The 15,523-nt window shown below is 52.0% G+C and carries 17 protein-coding genes; 9 read left to right on the top strand and 8 right to left on the bottom strand.

What is annotated here, in order from left to right; translation table 11 throughout:
* Positions 1-73 precede the first annotated feature (73 nt).
* The 3 genes from mutY (at position 74) to gldE (ending at position 3,259) form a co-directional block, all read left to right on the top strand.
* Positions 74-1,162 (top strand): A/G-specific adenine glycosylase, encoded by a 1,089-nt coding sequence (mutY, locus tag BM123_RS08770; protein ID WP_090167390.1) that lies wholly within the window; start codon positions 74-76, stop codon positions 1,160-1,162.
* 21 nt (positions 1,163-1,183) lie between these two features.
* On the top strand, positions 1,184-1,675 hold the full coding sequence (locus BM123_RS08765) for a single-stranded DNA-binding protein (RefSeq protein WP_090167388.1): 492 nt from the start codon (positions 1,184-1,186) through the stop codon (positions 1,673-1,675).
* 180 nt (positions 1,676-1,855) lie between these two features.
* Positions 1,856-3,259 (top strand): gliding motility-associated protein GldE, encoded by a 1,404-nt coding sequence (gldE, locus tag BM123_RS08760; RefSeq protein WP_090167386.1) that lies wholly within the window; start codon positions 1,856-1,858, stop codon positions 3,257-3,259.
* Between the two features lie 33 nt (positions 3,260-3,292).
* Here the strand turns inward: gldE and BM123_RS08755 are convergent, their stop codons facing one another.
* From BM123_RS08755 to BM123_RS08745, 3 genes are all read right to left on the bottom strand, one after another.
* Positions 3,293-4,312, bottom strand: a complete 1,020-nt coding sequence (locus BM123_RS08755; RefSeq protein ID WP_090167384.1) for a c-type cytochrome — start codon at positions 4,310-4,312, stop codon at positions 3,293-3,295.
* A gap of 68 nt (positions 4,313-4,380) precedes the next feature.
* Positions 4,381-5,268, bottom strand: coding sequence for a DUF5777 family beta-barrel protein (locus BM123_RS08750; RefSeq protein WP_090167382.1), 888 nt, complete (start codon positions 5,266-5,268; stop codon positions 4,381-4,383).
* Between the two features lie 81 nt (positions 5,269-5,349).
* Positions 5,350-5,736, bottom strand: a complete 387-nt coding sequence (locus BM123_RS08745) for a Maf family protein (protein ID WP_175489308.1) — start codon at positions 5,734-5,736, stop codon at positions 5,350-5,352.
* Between the two features lie 143 nt (positions 5,737-5,879).
* Between BM123_RS08745 and BM123_RS08740 the strand changes: the two genes are divergently transcribed.
* The 3 genes from BM123_RS08740 (at position 5,880) to smpB (ending at position 7,430) form a co-directional block, all read left to right on the top strand.
* Positions 5,880-6,293 carry a BrxA/BrxB family bacilliredoxin gene (locus tag BM123_RS08740; protein ID WP_090167380.1) on the top strand — a complete coding sequence of 138 codons (414 nt, stop codon included), beginning with the start codon at positions 5,880-5,882 and terminating at the stop codon, positions 6,291-6,293.
* Between the two features lie 177 nt (positions 6,294-6,470).
* On the top strand, positions 6,471-6,893 hold the full coding sequence (locus tag BM123_RS08735) for a DUF2141 domain-containing protein (protein ID WP_090167378.1): 423 nt from the start codon (positions 6,471-6,473) through the stop codon (positions 6,891-6,893).
* 78 nt (positions 6,894-6,971) lie between these two features.
* Positions 6,972-7,430 (top strand): SsrA-binding protein SmpB, encoded by a 459-nt coding sequence (gene smpB / locus BM123_RS08730; protein WP_090167376.1) that lies wholly within the window; start codon positions 6,972-6,974, stop codon positions 7,428-7,430.
* 88 nt (positions 7,431-7,518) lie between these two features.
* Here smpB and BM123_RS08725 read toward each other — a convergent pair whose 3' ends face one another.
* The 5 genes from BM123_RS08725 to BM123_RS08705 all read right to left on the bottom strand — a co-directional run bounded on the left by BM123_RS08725 (position 7,519) and on the right by BM123_RS08705 (position 11,081).
* Positions 7,519-8,640, bottom strand: coding sequence for a lytic transglycosylase domain-containing protein (locus BM123_RS08725; RefSeq protein ID WP_090167374.1), 1,122 nt, complete (start codon positions 8,638-8,640; stop codon positions 7,519-7,521).
* 386 nt (positions 8,641-9,026) lie between these two features.
* Positions 9,027-9,512 carry a peptide-methionine (S)-S-oxide reductase MsrA gene (gene msrA, locus BM123_RS08720; RefSeq protein ID WP_090167372.1) on the bottom strand — a complete coding sequence of 162 codons (486 nt, stop codon included), beginning with the start codon at positions 9,510-9,512 and terminating at the stop codon, positions 9,027-9,029.
* 15 nt (positions 9,513-9,527) lie between these two features.
* On the bottom strand, positions 9,528-9,938 hold the full coding sequence (locus BM123_RS08715; protein WP_090167370.1) for a methionine-R-sulfoxide reductase: 411 nt from the start codon (positions 9,936-9,938) through the stop codon (positions 9,528-9,530).
* Between the two features lie 169 nt (positions 9,939-10,107).
* Positions 10,108-10,362, bottom strand: a complete 255-nt coding sequence (gene purS, locus BM123_RS08710) for a phosphoribosylformylglycinamidine synthase subunit PurS (protein ID WP_090167368.1) — start codon at positions 10,360-10,362, stop codon at positions 10,108-10,110.
* Complete coding sequence (locus tag BM123_RS08705; protein WP_175489307.1) at positions 10,359-11,081, bottom strand: CDP-alcohol phosphatidyltransferase family protein; 723 nt, start codon at positions 11,079-11,081, stop codon at positions 10,359-10,361. The genes purS and BM123_RS08705 overlap by 4 nt, the downstream gene beginning before the upstream one ends.
* A gap of 188 nt (positions 11,082-11,269) precedes the next feature.
* On the opposite strand from BM123_RS08705, the gene BM123_RS08700 reads away from it, so the two are divergent.
* Genes BM123_RS08700 through BM123_RS08690 form a run of 3 tightly spaced genes read left to right on the top strand, consistent with a single transcriptional unit; the run spans position 11,270 to position 15,085 of the window.
* Positions 11,270-14,293, top strand: a complete 3,024-nt coding sequence (locus BM123_RS08700; protein ID WP_175489306.1) for a T9SS type B sorting domain-containing protein — start codon at positions 11,270-11,272, stop codon at positions 14,291-14,293.
* 20 nt (positions 14,294-14,313) lie between these two features.
* Positions 14,314-14,649, top strand: coding sequence for an AbrB/MazE/SpoVT family DNA-binding domain-containing protein (locus BM123_RS08695; protein ID WP_175489305.1), 336 nt, complete (start codon positions 14,314-14,316; stop codon positions 14,647-14,649).
* Positions 14,642-15,085 (top strand): type II toxin-antitoxin system VapC family toxin, encoded by a 444-nt coding sequence (locus BM123_RS08690; protein WP_090167360.1) that lies wholly within the window; start codon positions 14,642-14,644, stop codon positions 15,083-15,085. Before BM123_RS08695 ends, BM123_RS08690 begins: the two co-directional genes overlap by 8 nt.
* Positions 15,086-15,523: the final 438 nt, after the last annotated feature.

Raw genomic sequence — 15,523 nt, 5'->3', positions numbered from 1 at the left:
CTCTAATTTATTTTCATTATTCAATAAGTCGTGGCCTTTTGGCCATGACTTATTTTTTTGCAGCTTTGTAAATATGGAAGAACCTGACTGGTCGTTTTTCAGAGAAAGCTTACTGAAATGGTATCGGGCTGACCGACGGCCTATGCCCTGGAAGGCCATTGATAATCCTTATCACATCTGGCTAAGTGAGATCATTCTTCAACAGACCAGGGTGGCCCAGGGGCTACCTTATTTTGAGCGGTTCGTGGCTGCCTTCCCGACGGTTAATGAACTGGCCGCAGCAGAAGATGATGTGGTAATGAAGCTTTGGGAAGGCCTGGGCTATTATTCCCGTGCCCGCAATTTGCTGAAAGCCGCACGGATGGTTGCCTTTGAATTCGGCGGAGAATTTCCTGACACCTATGCCGGACTTTTGAAGCTACCAGGCGTAGGCCCCTACACGGCAGCAGCCATTGCTTCTTTTGCTTTTGACCGGCAGGTTGCCGTTTTGGATGGTAATGTCTTCCGAATTCTGTCGCGCTACACCAATGACTCCACCCCCATTGATACCGGTAAAGGGAAGAAGCACTATCAAATGTTGGTTGACGATGCATTGGGCGACACCTCAGCAAAACGTTTCAATCAGGCGATCATGGATTTTGGGGCCTTGGTTTGTACGCCCAAAAAGGCGCTCTGTGAAAGCTGCCCAATGGCAGCCAGGTGCGCCGCTTACCGTGTAGCTACGGTTTATGAACGGCCCCTGAAGGAGAAAAAACTCAAGCGCCGTAATCGTCATTTTCATTACCTCGTTATTTCGGATGACAAGGAAAGGACTATCATTGAGCAGCGGCTGGACAAAGACATCTGGCAGAATCTTTACCAGTTTCCGCTGCTGGAAACCAATTCTTCGGACGTAGAGACCAGCTCCCTGGCCACCCATCAGGACTGGCCCGAATTTCTACCCGCCGGCGAGCTCACTTTCGTCAAAAGAAGCCGACCTTTTAAGCAACAACTGACTCACCAGACCATTATGGCCACTTTTCATCAGTTTCAGTGGAAGGCCATGCCCAAAAAAGTATCTGCTGCTCAGGTCGTAAAGAACAAACTGTTGGTTAACTTTGCATTTCCGCGGCTTATCAATAAGTTCTTTGCGGATAAAAGTCTACTTTTAGACTTGTTCTAACCACAAAAGCTGTTTTCCAACATGGTCAATAAAATCACCTTAGTCGGGCGCCTTGGCGCAGATCCTGAAGTACGTACCCTGGAGAGTGGTGCTATGGTTGCTAAATTCGGCCTGGCTACTTCTGAGAGCTACCGGGACAAAAGCGGCGAGTGGCAAGAACAAACGGAATGGCACGATGTCGTTTTGTGGAGAGGCCTGGCCGAACGTGCGCAAGAGTACCTCAAGAAAGGCTCCCTGGTTTACCTGGAAGGGAAGCTAACGCACCGGAAATGGCAGGATAAAGACGGCAACCCCCGGAAGACGACGGAGGTAGTCGCTAATTATTTCCGCATGCTAAGCAGCCGGAACGAAAACAGCGGTAGTGGAAACTATATGCCCAAAGAAGAGCCCGCCCAGACGATGTCCGCTCCACCACCAAAAACGGCGGCAGCAGCTCCCGCAACTCCCGCTGCCCCAACGTCTCCCGCTCCTTCCGGAGATGGAGACGGAGACGGAGAAGATCTTCCTTTTTAGGGTCGTCTAGTGTTGCTGGCACCCCGTAAACTGAGTATTCATTGAGTGTTCTTGAATTAAAGAGTACCGGTGAACTGAAGACGTTGGCATCTGCCCCTGTTTTCACCCTATCTTTGTAGTTAACAATCGCTCGCAACTCCGTTGGAACCACCCGACTTATCGTATTTATTCTTTGATGGTATGCTCCTGATGAGCACGGGCATGCAGTTCGTGCTTGGCTTTTCGGGCATCCTTCTGTTACTGATCCTGTCCGGGCTCATCTCCGGATCTGAAGTAGCCTATTTTTCCCTTACCGCCAACGACTACGAGGAGGTGGAAGCGCTGGAAAGCAAAGCCAGCAAAATAGTACTGGCCCTTAAAGAGTTTCCCCGCCGGTTGCTGGCCACGATTTTGATTACCAATAACTTCATCAATATTGCCATCGTCCTTATTTCGGAGTGGCTTCTGGGACAGTTATTACCGGAATCATTGTTTACCGGCTGGGCAGAAAGCCTGACGGACTCCTGGCCGATGCTCGACTTTATTAGCCCGCAAAAATGGGCCACTGGCATCAAGTTTTCGATTACCGTCATCGGTGTTACCTTTCTACTCGTCCTTTTTGGGGAGGTTGCGCCCAAAGTCTACGCCCGCTACAACAAGCTACGCCTGGCACTGGCCATGGCCCGGCCGCTCCATTTTTTGCTGGGCATATTCCGGCCATTCTCTTTCTTACTCGTTAATGGGGCAGCCGTGGTTGAACGCCGGCTGGTCAATCACAGCCAGGATGCCGCCGCCGCCAGCCAGCAAGACATTGACGAAGCGATCGATCTTACCGTAAGCCACGATGATGACGGAGAAGAAGGTGGCTTGCAGGATGTTGACATCCTTAAACGCATCGTTCAGTTTGCGAACGTGACGGTACGTCAGATCATGCGCTCCCGCGTAGACGTTGTTGCCGTCGAACAGGGGATTAATTATCACGAGCTACTCGCCGTAATCCGGGAACATGGCTACAGCCGCATTCCGGTTTTCAGCGAAGATTTTGATAAAGTCCAGGGGCTGCTCTACGTAAAGGACCTCCTTGGCCACCGCCAGGAGGAAGAGACTTTTGACTGGCAGAAACTCGTCCGGGAAGAAGTTCTCTATGTCCCTGAGAATAAAAAAATCAGCGATCTGCTCAAAGACTTCCAGCAGCAGAAAATGCATATGGCCATCGTGGTGGATGAATACGGTGGCACGGAAGGCATCGTGACGCTGGAGGACGTTCTGGAAGAAGTTATCGGTGATATCCAGGATGAGTTTGACGAAGACGACAACCTCATCTACGAGCAAATCGATGACCTCAACTACGTCTTCGACGGTAAGACGCTCCTCAACGATGTCTGCCGGGTCCTCAGCCTGCCCACCAACACCTTCGACGAGGAGAAGGGCGACGCAGAATCGCTCGCCGGTTTATTGCTGGAGATACTTGGCCAGTTCCCTGAGCCCGAGCGGGAGGTGGAGTGTGGAAAGTATCGCTTCAAAGTCATGTCTCTTAGCAAAAGGCGTATCGAGGAAATTCTGATCACCCTGCCGGAAGAAGAGGAAGAGAAAGAGAAAGGGTAGGAACGGTGCGGGTAGAACCGTAGCCATCAAAAACTACCGGGAAGCCTCCGCCGCCAGATAGCCCCTCAGGTCTTCAATCTGCTGATCACTCATCCGCTCTTTAGTGTAATGCGGCATATAGGCGCGTTTCCCCGGAATAGGACTGGTACCATAGCGGGTAACCTGATAAGTCGAATAGCGGGTATAACGGGGAAAATGCTTCGTCATAAAAGCATAGTGATCCTCTCTTTCTGCTAACTCGAAAAAGCTGTAGCGCTTCTCCTCATGGCAGTGCAGGCAGGCCAGTTCGTAGATAGCTTTACCGTTCACCGGATCCCGATCCGTCACCGAAGCATAGCCTGCTTTACGATCTTTGGGCGGGTAGACGAAGGTGGCCGGGCTGGCCAGTTGATAGTTCTTTTTGATCGCTTTGATCAGGCCGCCATTGTTTTTATCCTTTCGGTCAATGGCACGGTTGATCTGGTCCATTTGGCCGGTCATTCCGGACAGGTCCTTCATTTTCAGCCCGATCTCGTGCAGGTAGGCAAGGACGGATTCCATCTCGACTTCGTTCAGCGCTTCCCCCTGTGCGCACTCCGTAGCACAAAGCTGAATGGCACCGCGCAGGTTTCGCCGGGCGTTCTTCACCAGGTCGCCATACTTTTTGTCGTAGTCGCCGTTGTAGTAAGACTCCCGGTTGACGGCCCCCCAGAGCGTTGTTCCCGGCAGGAAGGGGAGATCGTTATCGATGGCGTAAGCCAGGCGGCTTTCTGGGTCCATTGCTGTCAGCAGCGGGTCTTCCTTCACCGTGTTATGGCAGCTGGTGCACTGGAAGTGCGCGCTCTGTTTTTTGCCGTTGGTCAGCCTTCCTTCCAGCACAATTTCCCGCCCCAGCTCAGCGGAGGCTCCGTTGATGGGGCGGACCTTGGTGTCCGCCCGTTCCGGAGCGCCAAGCGAGCGAAGCACTTCGCTCACCGGGGTGTCGCCGTCGGCGACGGGCAGCACATCCGGCCGGCCGGTCAGTGCCATGAATGCGATCAGGAGAAAAGGTAGTAGTAGGAAGGAGTACTTCATTGCTTTTTTTAACTTTACTGTGCACCTGCGGCCGCGCCCTGCTTTAGCTTATCGAAGGGCCGCAAAAACTAAAGATTGAACCAGCGGCTGATGGTAAAGCCCATCCGGAATTCACCTTCTCCCCAACTGCTGGTGGTATATGGGACGTAATCCGTCTCAAAAAGTCCCGTTGCATTGGTGAAATTCAGCTGAAAAACGTGGCCGCCCGTATCCCACTCCAGGCCAAGGCCGATGGGTGTACTGTATCCATTCTCTGTGGTGATGGTATTGCTGAAAGGATGGGTAACATCCGCAATGAGGGCCATCACTTTTGTGATTTGCACCCTGGCCGCTGCCCCAAGGCTGAAGATGGTGTTCTCCCCTTCAAAGGGTACCAGGTTCCGGTGGGTTACGCCGGGAACGATTTGAAAGCTGAACGTCGGGCTGAATTTCCGGGCCACCACCAGGCTACCATTAAAGGCCATGCGGTGGGCAAACTTTGGAAAGCTACGCAGCAGGTCATCGTTGCCTTCAATTTTAGAGCTGGTGCTCATGGTGGCGGTTCCAACAGCGGTAATCGACAGTGGCGTGCCTTCCTCTTCCTGATACAAAAGGCGAAGTTTTGCAACCAGGTTAAGGTTTTGGCGTAAGCCGGCCTGCCCCAGCGGTGTGGCCCCCGCCCCTTTAGCACGATACAGGCCCAGGTTGAAATTATCACTGAATCCATACTCTGCGCCAATGGAAACATCTTCTGCCGTCTCCAGACCATAGAAGGTGGCCCAGCCACCGTTATCTCCGAACATATCCCCGAAGCGGTGACTGATCCGCACGTCCAGCTTACCCTTTGGCAGCGTTTCCACGCTATGGATATTTACGGCCCGGGTGTCTTTAAACGTACGATATACCCGTTCCCGCTGAGCGTCAAGTTGCACACTCAGGCCCAGGAAGACGAGGATAAGAAGTAGATAATTATTCATGTTTGATCGTTATGACGGCGAAAGCATTCTGGGGGCGCTTCCGCAGGATGCAAAGGTTCGTTTTTAAAAAGCAATGATGGCTTATTCCCTCGGATAGCCAGCTTCCAGCCAGCAGCTAATGATGGTTAGTTCTTCTTCCGTAAGGTCTTCCGCCCGGTCAGCTGGTGCATAATCAGGAGGCATACCTACATTAGGATCTGCTCTCTGGGTAATAACGCGGTCCCGAAAAGATCCGTCTTCCAGATCCTGCAATAAGCCGTCATAGCTATTGTACACTCCGGGTGCTCCACCAAGGTGGCAACCACTGTAGGCGCAGGTCTCTTCAATGATGGGCCGCACGTCTTCCTCGTAGGTCAATCCTTCTTCAACACACTGCACTTCACTGGGTTCCGGCAAAGCATCGTTGGTGCAACTTCCCATACAGAGCAATAGCGTTGTCAGGAAGACGAGAAACAAAGAAAAACGCATAGAACTAATCTTTAAAGAGGAGAGCGGCCAACCAAACGTTCACCTTATTTGTAGGTAAAACAGCGATCAGCACCGCAAATTTAACCGTAATCCTGACGGGAACGCTGCCTGATCTATCCAAATTACTTTTAAAAAACGTCAATATGTATCCGGTTGAACTAACGATCCCGATGTCAAAGGACCTTACCGCTCACGGTTTTACTGGCCTGAAGAGCGCTGATGAGGTAAACATTGCGCTGGAAAAGAAGGAAGGCACTGCTTTATTGGTGGTCAACTCTGTCTGCGGCTGCGCCGCAGCCAACGCTCGTCCGGGCGCTAAAATGGCTGCTCGCCACGAGAAATCTCCAGACAAGCTCTACACCGTTTTTGCCGGTGTTGATCGGGAGGCGACCGCCGCCGCACGTGAGCATTTATTGCCTTACCCACCCAGCAGCCCGGCCATTGCGCTATTCAAAGACGGGGAGCTGGTTCACTTCCTGGAGCGCCACCACATTGAAGGTCGCTCCGCCGAAATCATTGCCGAAAATCTGAAAATGGCTTTCGACCGCTACTGCTAGACTTCCCGTTTAGCTGAAGTAAATGAGCGCCATCCGTCTTGCGGGTGGCGCTCGCTGTTTGGGCAAGATTGTCTTCTAAAGATTGCTTTTTTAAGAAGACTATAAGTCAGCCAGCGTACACAAATTGTAGTCGGAAAGCGTTTACATTGACGGTATATCTGATTCACCTCATTGACGATGCAACTTCTCTTTTTCCTCACGGGGCTATTCTTCCTGCCGGCCACTCCGCCAGCCATCGAAGTAACGCTGACCAGTACCTGCCCGGAGGGTGGGCAAATCCACCTGGCCGTTTATGACAGCGAGGAAGGCTTTGAGCAGAAACAAAACGTTTTCTCCGTTATCAAGGATTGTAGTGGCAAGGCCATCACCCTGGAGATTCCCCTTCCGGCTAATGGTGCTTACGTGATCGCCGCTTTTCACGACCTCAACGGAAATGGTATTCTGGACACCAGTGTCTTTGGCGCCCCCGCCGAGCCTTATGGCTTTGCTACTCCGCCTCCTTCCCGTTGGCGCGCGCCCAGCTTTGCAGAAATTGCGACTCGCTTTTCCGGTGATCAGCCGTCAGCGTCCATCCACTTAAAGAAGTGGAAGGAGTATTAAAAGCCGGTTTACAGGCTTTCTGGAAACTTTGCCTTCCTTCCAGACATTATATTGGGCCCCACTAATTATACTCTTGCCATGGCAAAGCCAAAAAACATAGAATTCGTCAATCGTAAAGCCAAGTATGAGTACCACTTCCTCGAAACTGTTGAAGCTGGTATCATGCTAACGGGTACGGAGATCAAAAGTATTCGCAATGGCCACGTCAACCTTCGGGATGCTTACTGCGCCTTTCAGGGAGACGAGCTTTGGTGCCGGTCCATCTTTATTGGGGAGTACAAGCAAGGGAACGTCCACAACCACGAAGAGCGCCGCGCCCGAAAGCTATTGCTCAAGCGACAGGAACTCAATAAATGGCAAAAGAAGGTCAAAGAAAAAGGCTTCACCATCGTTCCTTACCGGCTCTACCTGAATGAGCGGGGGCTCGTCAAACTGGAGATCGCCCTCGTGCAGGGTAAAAAGGTCCACGATAAGCGGGAGTCCATCAAAGCGAAGGATAATAAGCGGGCTTTGGATCGGGCTTTGAAGAGTTTGTAAAAGATACTTCCTTAAAAACGAAAGGCCAGCTCCTAATTGGGGAGCTGGCCTTTCGTTTTTCGGTGAAATTGCGGGCGTTTAGTCTTTTTTACAACATCGCCACCGCCCGGTATTCCGCCTCTACCTTCAGGTTCCAGTTATTAATCTGGTTGTCCATCTTAATGGATGGTTGAGACAACAGATTGTGGGAGTAACAGCCCGTGAGCCAGGAGCGGGCATCGAAGCCAAGGTCATTGGCCACCAGCGCTGCTAACTTCGGGTCATCTCCCTGCGGGAGCTCTACCAGGTTTGGCTGTCCCCAAACGTATTCCTGCACCTGCAACTTGTACTCCAGCGGTACGCGGAGTCGGTAACCGCTGCGGTTACGGGGCACGTAGGCTTTGACGAAGCTGGGGTTCATTTTATACACCTGAGCGACGGGGATGCCACAGGCCTTCGCCATCCGGCGAAGGTTCAGGGAACGGTAGACGGTCAGCGAGGCTACGCTATCTTCCAGCAGGAAGGAGGCGGGCGTCAGTCCGTAGTCGTCATAGTAGTTTACGGTGTAGGCAGCAGCCACGTAAGCGGCTACGTACTTTTGGGATTCCTTTGGCAGGAAGCGCCGAACCTTCGGGTAGTAAGTATGTCCGCCAGCTGCGCGGATAGCGCGGCGTACCCGACCTGGGCCACAGTTATAGGCCGCCATCGCCAGGTGCCAGTCACCAAATTGCTGGTGCAATGCCTTCAGCATAATAACGGCAGCTTCCGTTGACCGGTAGATGTCCAGTCGTTCGTCCACAACACCGTCCACCCGCAAGCCCATGGCCCGGGCGGTGGAAGGCATAAGCTGCCAGAGACCGGCAGCACGCGCAGAGGATACTGCTCCGGGCACCAGCATGGACTCCGCGACGGCCAGATACTTCAGGCTTTCGGGCATATCATGCTTCTGGAGGTAGTATTCGAAAACCGGGAAATACTGATTAGCCCGGCCAAGCATACGCTCGGTGCTGTGGCTACCCTTGTCCAGGTAATCGTTGATCTTCCGCTGCAGGTGAGCATCGGAAGCTTTAGTAGTTAAGGGAAGTTCTAATCCGGCAAGACGACGACTGATCTCAGACGTAGGGTCGTTGTCGGATGAAAAGGAAGTCGAATTTTCAATCGAGTTAGCCTTTGCACTAACAGTCATCGCCAATAGGAGGGTCAGACACAAGTACTTCAGTAGCTTGCTCATTAAGAATAATTTCGTTAAACAATCACTGACCGCCTCACTGCCGCTATGTTCATGGGGGGGCGCGGCTCTTCGATCAGCATTTCAATTAGCCACCTGGGGTAAGGATGACTGCTAAAAACAATATCGCGGTAAGATCAACTTCTTACCTAGCGGCCGCAAAGATAGGGTCATGCAACACCGCGAGGCAAGCTTTTGGTGCCTAACGCTTTGTTTTTCAACGCCTAAGGGGCAGGGAATGTGCCAAAGGGCTGTTTCGCGCTAAGCACTGATCTCCCTTTATTTCTTCGCCATTCGGAATTTTCTCCCTATTTCCGTCGGCAGGACCCACTTCTACAGAATAAACTTTCTCCTGAATTCAGGAAAAACGGAACGAAAATTCGCTGAAACTAAAGTGTTAAAATTTGCCTAATTTCTTCAGAAACGCGCCTTTGGGGGACAATTCCCTTCACGGAACAGTATTGTTGGTGGCGGGACGAAGCGGCAAAAAAGCCCCTTATCCTGCTTATTTCGGTGGTTGATAACACACCATTATCCTGCAGCTTCCTTATTGCTTGTTTAGCCACGTACTCCTGTTCATCAGCGTGCTTACCATCTTGCTCAAGAAAAATTGCCGAGCGGTATTGGCCTCCATTTGCCCTGCGGTCGATGCAGGAATCATGTAACACGAAAAACTCCGTGAGCAAGGCCTTGGTCGATAGCAGGCGAAGGTCATAAGTCACCTCCACCGTTTCGGCGTGGCCCGTTTCCTTAGTGCAAACTTGTTGATAACTGGGGTGGGGGAGATGCCCGCCGGCAAAGCCCGTTCGGGTACTGATCACTCCCGGCAACTGGCGCAGGTAAAACTCCCGCCCCCAGAAACAGCCACTGGCCAGATAGAGCCTTGCCCTTCAGTCAGCGTTTTCCGCTGCCTTTTTGGCCTCGTACTTCTCCCGCCCGATAAATTTGAGCGAAAGACTGTTGACGCAGTGACGGGTATTCTTGGGCGTAAAACGTTCGCCTTCGAACACGTGCCCTAAATGGCCACCACAGTTGTTGCAGAGAATTTCTATCCGCCGGCCGTCAGCATCGCGGATTTTTTCAATCGCGCCCGGCACCTCATCGTCAAAGCTGGGCCAGCCGCAGCCGCTGCTGAACTTGTCTTTGCTGTCATAGAGAGGTGCTTCGCAACGGCGGCAGACGAAGACGCCGTCGAGCTTAAAATTATTATACTCGCCGGTAAAGGGCATTTCGGTGCCCTTGTGCACCAGGATGCGCTCTTCTTCGGGTGTAAGAGAATTGTAGTTTTCAGCAGATTTCATACCATGGAAACACGCGAAAACGGAGGAGGGTTTTCAGACGTCTTTTCCATCAATCCACTTTATCACGAGCACCCTGCTACATCAACCTTTTTTGCACCCGTACTTCGGCTTGGCTCAGCATAAACGCCAACTTCGTTGGCTGCGCCTAAGCTTGCCGACAAGCACCGTTTTACTCTACTTCTTCAATCACGAAGTCGTAGCTCTCCATAATTACGTTGGCGAGCAACTTCTTGCAGGCAGCCTCTACTTTTTTATTGGCCTCCTTCGGGTTCTTGGCAAAGAGGCTGATGGTGACGTGCTTACCGATGCGAACATCATCGACGCCATCGATACCGATGTTGGGCAGGTTTTTGACGACCACTTTACCCTGAGGGTCGAGTAGTTCGGCCTTGGGCATAACGTTGATGTGGGCGAGAAACTTCATGTAGGAGAAGATTGCGGCGGCGAGATGAGGTTAATGATCAGATAGACGCCGACGATGAAAGGAAAAGCCGCCGTCCGCAGCCCGATGAGCAGGGCGATGGCAAGAACCGCAAAGATAATTCGCGTCTCGTTGCCAACCCACTTCGCGCCTTTGATCTTGAAAGAAAACATGGGATGCTCACTGATCAGCAGGTAACTGAAGGCCACAATAGCGGGGTAGAGCACCCAGGGGCTGAGTGCATAGGCTGACCAACCGAAGGGATCAAGGGCATAAATGAGCATAAGGCCTACCGCAAAAACAGTGCTCGTTGGCGTAGCGACCCCCATAAAATTTTCTGTTTGCCGGGTGTCGAGGTTAAACTTAGCCAGTCGCAGGGCGGAAAAAAGAACCACCAGCAAGCCCGGGGCGGCATACCAGGACCAGGTGACGGAAGGCGCGGACGCAGGTGCAGAGGATTGACCGATGAAGAGCAGCGTATAATAAATTACCCCCGGCACCGCCCCGAAGGAGACCATATCCGCCAGGCTATCCAGCTCTTTACCATGCTCAGAGCTAACGTTGAGCAGACGGGCCGCCAGCCCGTCACCAAAATCAAACCAGCCAGCAGCGAACAAGAACCAAAAGGCCGGAACGAACTGATGGTCCAGAATATTAATGATGGCCGCACAACCGCAGAAGAGGTTGAGCAGCGTAATTGAGTTGGGGATCCACTTTTTCACGAGAGCCAAGGTACGCAGCCTGCAAGGAAGATGGAGAGACTGGAAAATGTTATCAAACCCGTAAACCGTGTATTTAGTCCGCTATTTACCAACTAAATGACGTACCTCAGACGTCTGAAAAGATGTTATCCTTAGGCAAGTCTCTTAACTTGTCAGTCCTTTCTCGTTCTCACGTATTCTCCATTCCGATGAAATCACGTTACTTTTTTATTGCTTTTTTTAGCCTTTGCTCTTTCGTTTCCTTTGCCCAGCAGGCGAACGATGAATGTATTGATGCCATCGTTCTTCCTGAAGTACTGGATTTCTGCTCCGGAAACGGGGCTTTTTCTACAGTAGGGGCCAGCGCGTCTTTTGATCAAAATGGATACGACGTCTGTATCAGTGAGCCTGATCAAATGCGGGATGTATGGTACTCCTTCGTTGCCTTGCGTAATTCTGCTACGGTTACCGTTGACGGTATCATACCCGGCAACCAGCGCGGGACTCTTCGGGAACCACAAATGACCGTTTATGAAAATGGTTGCGGCTCCCTAACCGATGCGGATGCTCTGGTGTGTAAATCTCCCTTTGAAAACGTCCATGGCGTAAATGCTATCCTCACGGACCTTGTGGTAGGCGAAACCTATCTTATTCTTGTTGGTGCACGCAATGGTAATGACGGTACTTTCGAGCTCTGTGTCAATCAGTTTGATGCCGTTCCCGAACCAAACGCGGATTGTTCCACCGGCGTAGTTCTTTGTGATAAATCTCCCTTTAGCGTACAGTCTCTCTCGGGGAATGGTCTTATTCGTGAAGACCTACAGGCACAAGGCTGTGTGGATAATGATTGCCTTCCGACAGAAGATAACTCTTCCTGGTATAAATGGACCTGTGACCAATCCGGTACTCTTGGTTTTACCATTACCCCACTTGGCCCGGCAGTAAACGAAGACATTGACTTTGCGGTATATGAACTTACCAATGGGCTAGACGACTGTGGCTCCCGGCAAACTTTACGTTGTATGTATTCAGGCGAAACCAGAGGCAATCCGGATTCAGCAAACCTTCCCTGCCTGGGGCCAACGGGGCTGAGCCTTACCGATCCGGACGTCTCTGAAAGCTGCGGTTGCCAAACCGGAAACAATAATTTTGCGTCGGCGATCAATATGATATCCGGGAGAAGCTACGCTGTGGTAATTTTCAACTTCTCTGCTTCCGGAGACGGTTTCTCGATCGAGTTTGAAGGCACCGGAACCTTCGTTGGCCCGGAGCCCGCCTTCACCTTCAGCAGCAGCGAAGTCTGCGTGGGCGATGCGCTTACTTTTGAAGATCAGTCTACTTCGCTGGACATGATCGTCTCCCGGGAGTGGGACTTTGGCCCAACGGCCACGCCCCAGACGGCCAGCGGCCCGGGCCCACACTCCGTCGTCTTCGGCGTGCCGGGTAGTCCTGAAGTTTCGCTCATCATCGAGACCTCCCGCGAATGCCGCGAGATTCTCAACCAGCAGGAAGTAAATGTCATCTGCTGTGACGGTCAGTTTACGGGTACGGCGATGACTACGGATGTACTCTGCCCTAACGACATCACCGGTTCCATCAACCTGACAGCCAGCAGTAGCTTTTCACCAACAACACTTTCCTTTAATTGGGATAACGGCGAAATGAGCGAAGACCTGGACAACCTGGCCCAGGGAGATTACACCGTCACCGTGAGCGATGCTTCCGGCTGCGAAGAGGCTTTTTCCTTCAGCGTCGGTGGTCCGCCGGTTTTCACTTTTGATACCTTGATCACCATGCCCGACTGCGCCGGTGGCACGAACGGGGCACTGGAATTTACCGTCCTGAGCGGCGGACAAGGACCTTACGAATACAGCTTAAACAATAGCCCCTTCAGCGCCAACAACCAGCTGACTGACCTGTCCGTCGGTACCGTAAACGTCCGGGTTCAGGATGCCAATGGCTGCCCCGTTGAGCAAGACATTGAGGTGAACGAGCTTGAACTCGGCCTGGTGCAGGGGGTACCGGTGTTTACTGAGCCGGTCTGCGCTGGCGAAGCTACGGGCCGGATTGAGATCCAGCTGGCCAACGGCCAGCCCGCCTACCAGTTTGATTTTGGCGACGGGTTCCAGCCCAGTAATGTTCGCAGCGGGCTGGCGGCTGGCACTTACCCGGTTACGGCGCTCGACGCGACGGGCTGCCGCGGAGAATTCGAGATCATCATTACGGAGCCACCGGCCATTACCCTGGTGGGAGATGCCGAAGGCAGCACCTGTTTTGGTACGGACGACGGACGCATCACCGTGCTATCCGGCGGCGGTCGGCCGGGCTACAGTTACCGCTGGTCAGATGGCAGCACGACGGATTCTGTCCGGACGGACCTCGTCCCCGGCACTTATACCATCAGCCTCACCGACCAAAACGGTTGCGTAAGAACACTGACCGAAACCCTGACGGAGCCCAACGAGATTTTTCCCGTGCTGGAGCAGACCAACAACCTGACCTGTAATAGTGAGCCTACGGGCTCCTTCCTGCTCTCCGCTACCGGCGGTACGCCGGACTATGGGTACAGTGCTGACGGGCAGACCTTCCAGACAGGCCCCTTGCTGGAAAATTTGCTGGCGGGAGATTACCGCCTCTACGTGCAGGACGCTAATGGCTGCATTGACTCCCTTGATGGTACCCTGACCGAGCCCCGGGAATTCATCATTGATCCCGGTCCGGAGCGAACCATTACCCTGGGCTTTGACACCATCCTCCGGGCGGTCAGTAACTATACGCCGGTGAGCTATGTTTGGGGCCCGGATTCACTGCTGTGTCTGGACGCACTCTGCACCCGCGTCCGCGCCGCCCCCGTTGCCACTACCATATATACGGTCATTGGCACCAACCCTGCGGGTTGCCAGGATACCGCGATGGTCGCCGTGAAAGTGATCGAAGACAAACCGCTCTACATTCCCAACGTCTTCAGCCCGAACGGAGACGGTGCCAACGACGGCTTCACCGTATTCGGCGGCCGGGCGGTGGATCAAATCAACTCTCTGCGTATCTATGACCGTTGGGGCGGCCTCGTTTTCGAACGCAACGACTTTCTGCCCAATGAGCCCAGCCTCGGCTGGGACGGAAAGGTAGACGGCAAGCCCGTCAACCCCGCCGTTTTCGTTTACTACACTTCCGTGCGCTATATTAATGGTTCCGTGCTGGAGTTTTCGGGGGACGTGACGGTTTTGCGGTGAGTTGGCAATAATGATGATTCTTGCCAACTTTTTTTGCCAAAAAAGTGTTTAGTTGCCAAATTACTAGTGTAATGAGGGCTACAATTGACAAATTTGGTCGGGTCTTGATTCCTAAAAAACTGCGTGATGAGGCAGGAATAGATAATGGAACAGAATTCGAACTTGAGTTCGATATTTTCTCCAATTCTATCATTCTCAAGCAGTTCCCCGCAGTACAGCCTTATGTAGAATATACGGAATGGGGTTGGCCCGTTATTATGTACCAGGAGGAAGAGAAGGTCTATTTTGACATTAAAAACTTCATCAATGAAGGCCATGAAGAGCGTGGTAGAAAACTCCTTGGCTTAGATGATTAGTTACTTTGACACTTCCGTTTTACTTGCAGCTCTCATCACTAAACATGAGCTGCACGACAAAGCTAAGTTGACTTTGCAAAAGGCTCTTTCCAGTGGTACTGCAGTATCCACTACCACACATGCTTATGCTGAGTTGTACCGTAATATTACCAAGCCCACAAAGTTTGGCATACATCTTTCTCCAGCCGCTGCTGCAGAAACTATCATAAATGGTATTGGTAATCTTTTGACTATTGTGGAATTGACTAAAGCCGATTATGAGGCAGCCATAAGCCGTTGCAGTGAGTTGGGTCTTATGAGTTCCGTCATTTATGATGCCCTCCACTATGAAGCCGCCCTTAAAGCCGGGGCAGAAGTACTCTATACCGATAACCTACGCGATTTCACCCGGCTGCAGCTGGAAGGAGAGACCATGAGGATTGAAGGGATCCGCTAGTGCTCATGAAAGACTTTTGCACAAATCAACCTACTTAACATAATACAGCGGCGATTCTATTTTGATCCATAACACAACGCGGCAGGTTTTAATAGCTGGCAATGGCGAAGGTGTTTTCAGAGGTTTCGCTCCTCGGTATACGCTGTACTAATTACCCGACGGAAGCTCCAACCCGAAAAACCGTTCTCCACAGCCCCAAGATTAAGTATACGTAAAGGCATTGTTTACCAGCTGTTTAGCTAATCGCGTTTTCCACGCTCTAAAAGTGGAGAAGCGTGGAGTACTCCCCACTTATCAACAGTGCTTTTGCCCATGGTCACCAAAACGGCCACTTTATCCACATTTCCACATTTTTTGCCCTTGTCGCCTAACAGTCCACTGACAGTTTGCCGTCATATTTCCCCACTCAGAAGCGAAAAAGTTATTCTGTTGACAATG

Origin of the sequence: Neolewinella agarilytica, from assembly GCF_900110645.1 — a bacterium.
Lineage (GTDB): Bacteria > Bacteroidota > Bacteroidia > Chitinophagales > Saprospiraceae > Neolewinella > Neolewinella agarilytica.
This window is presented reverse-complemented; position numbering and strand designations above follow the sequence as displayed.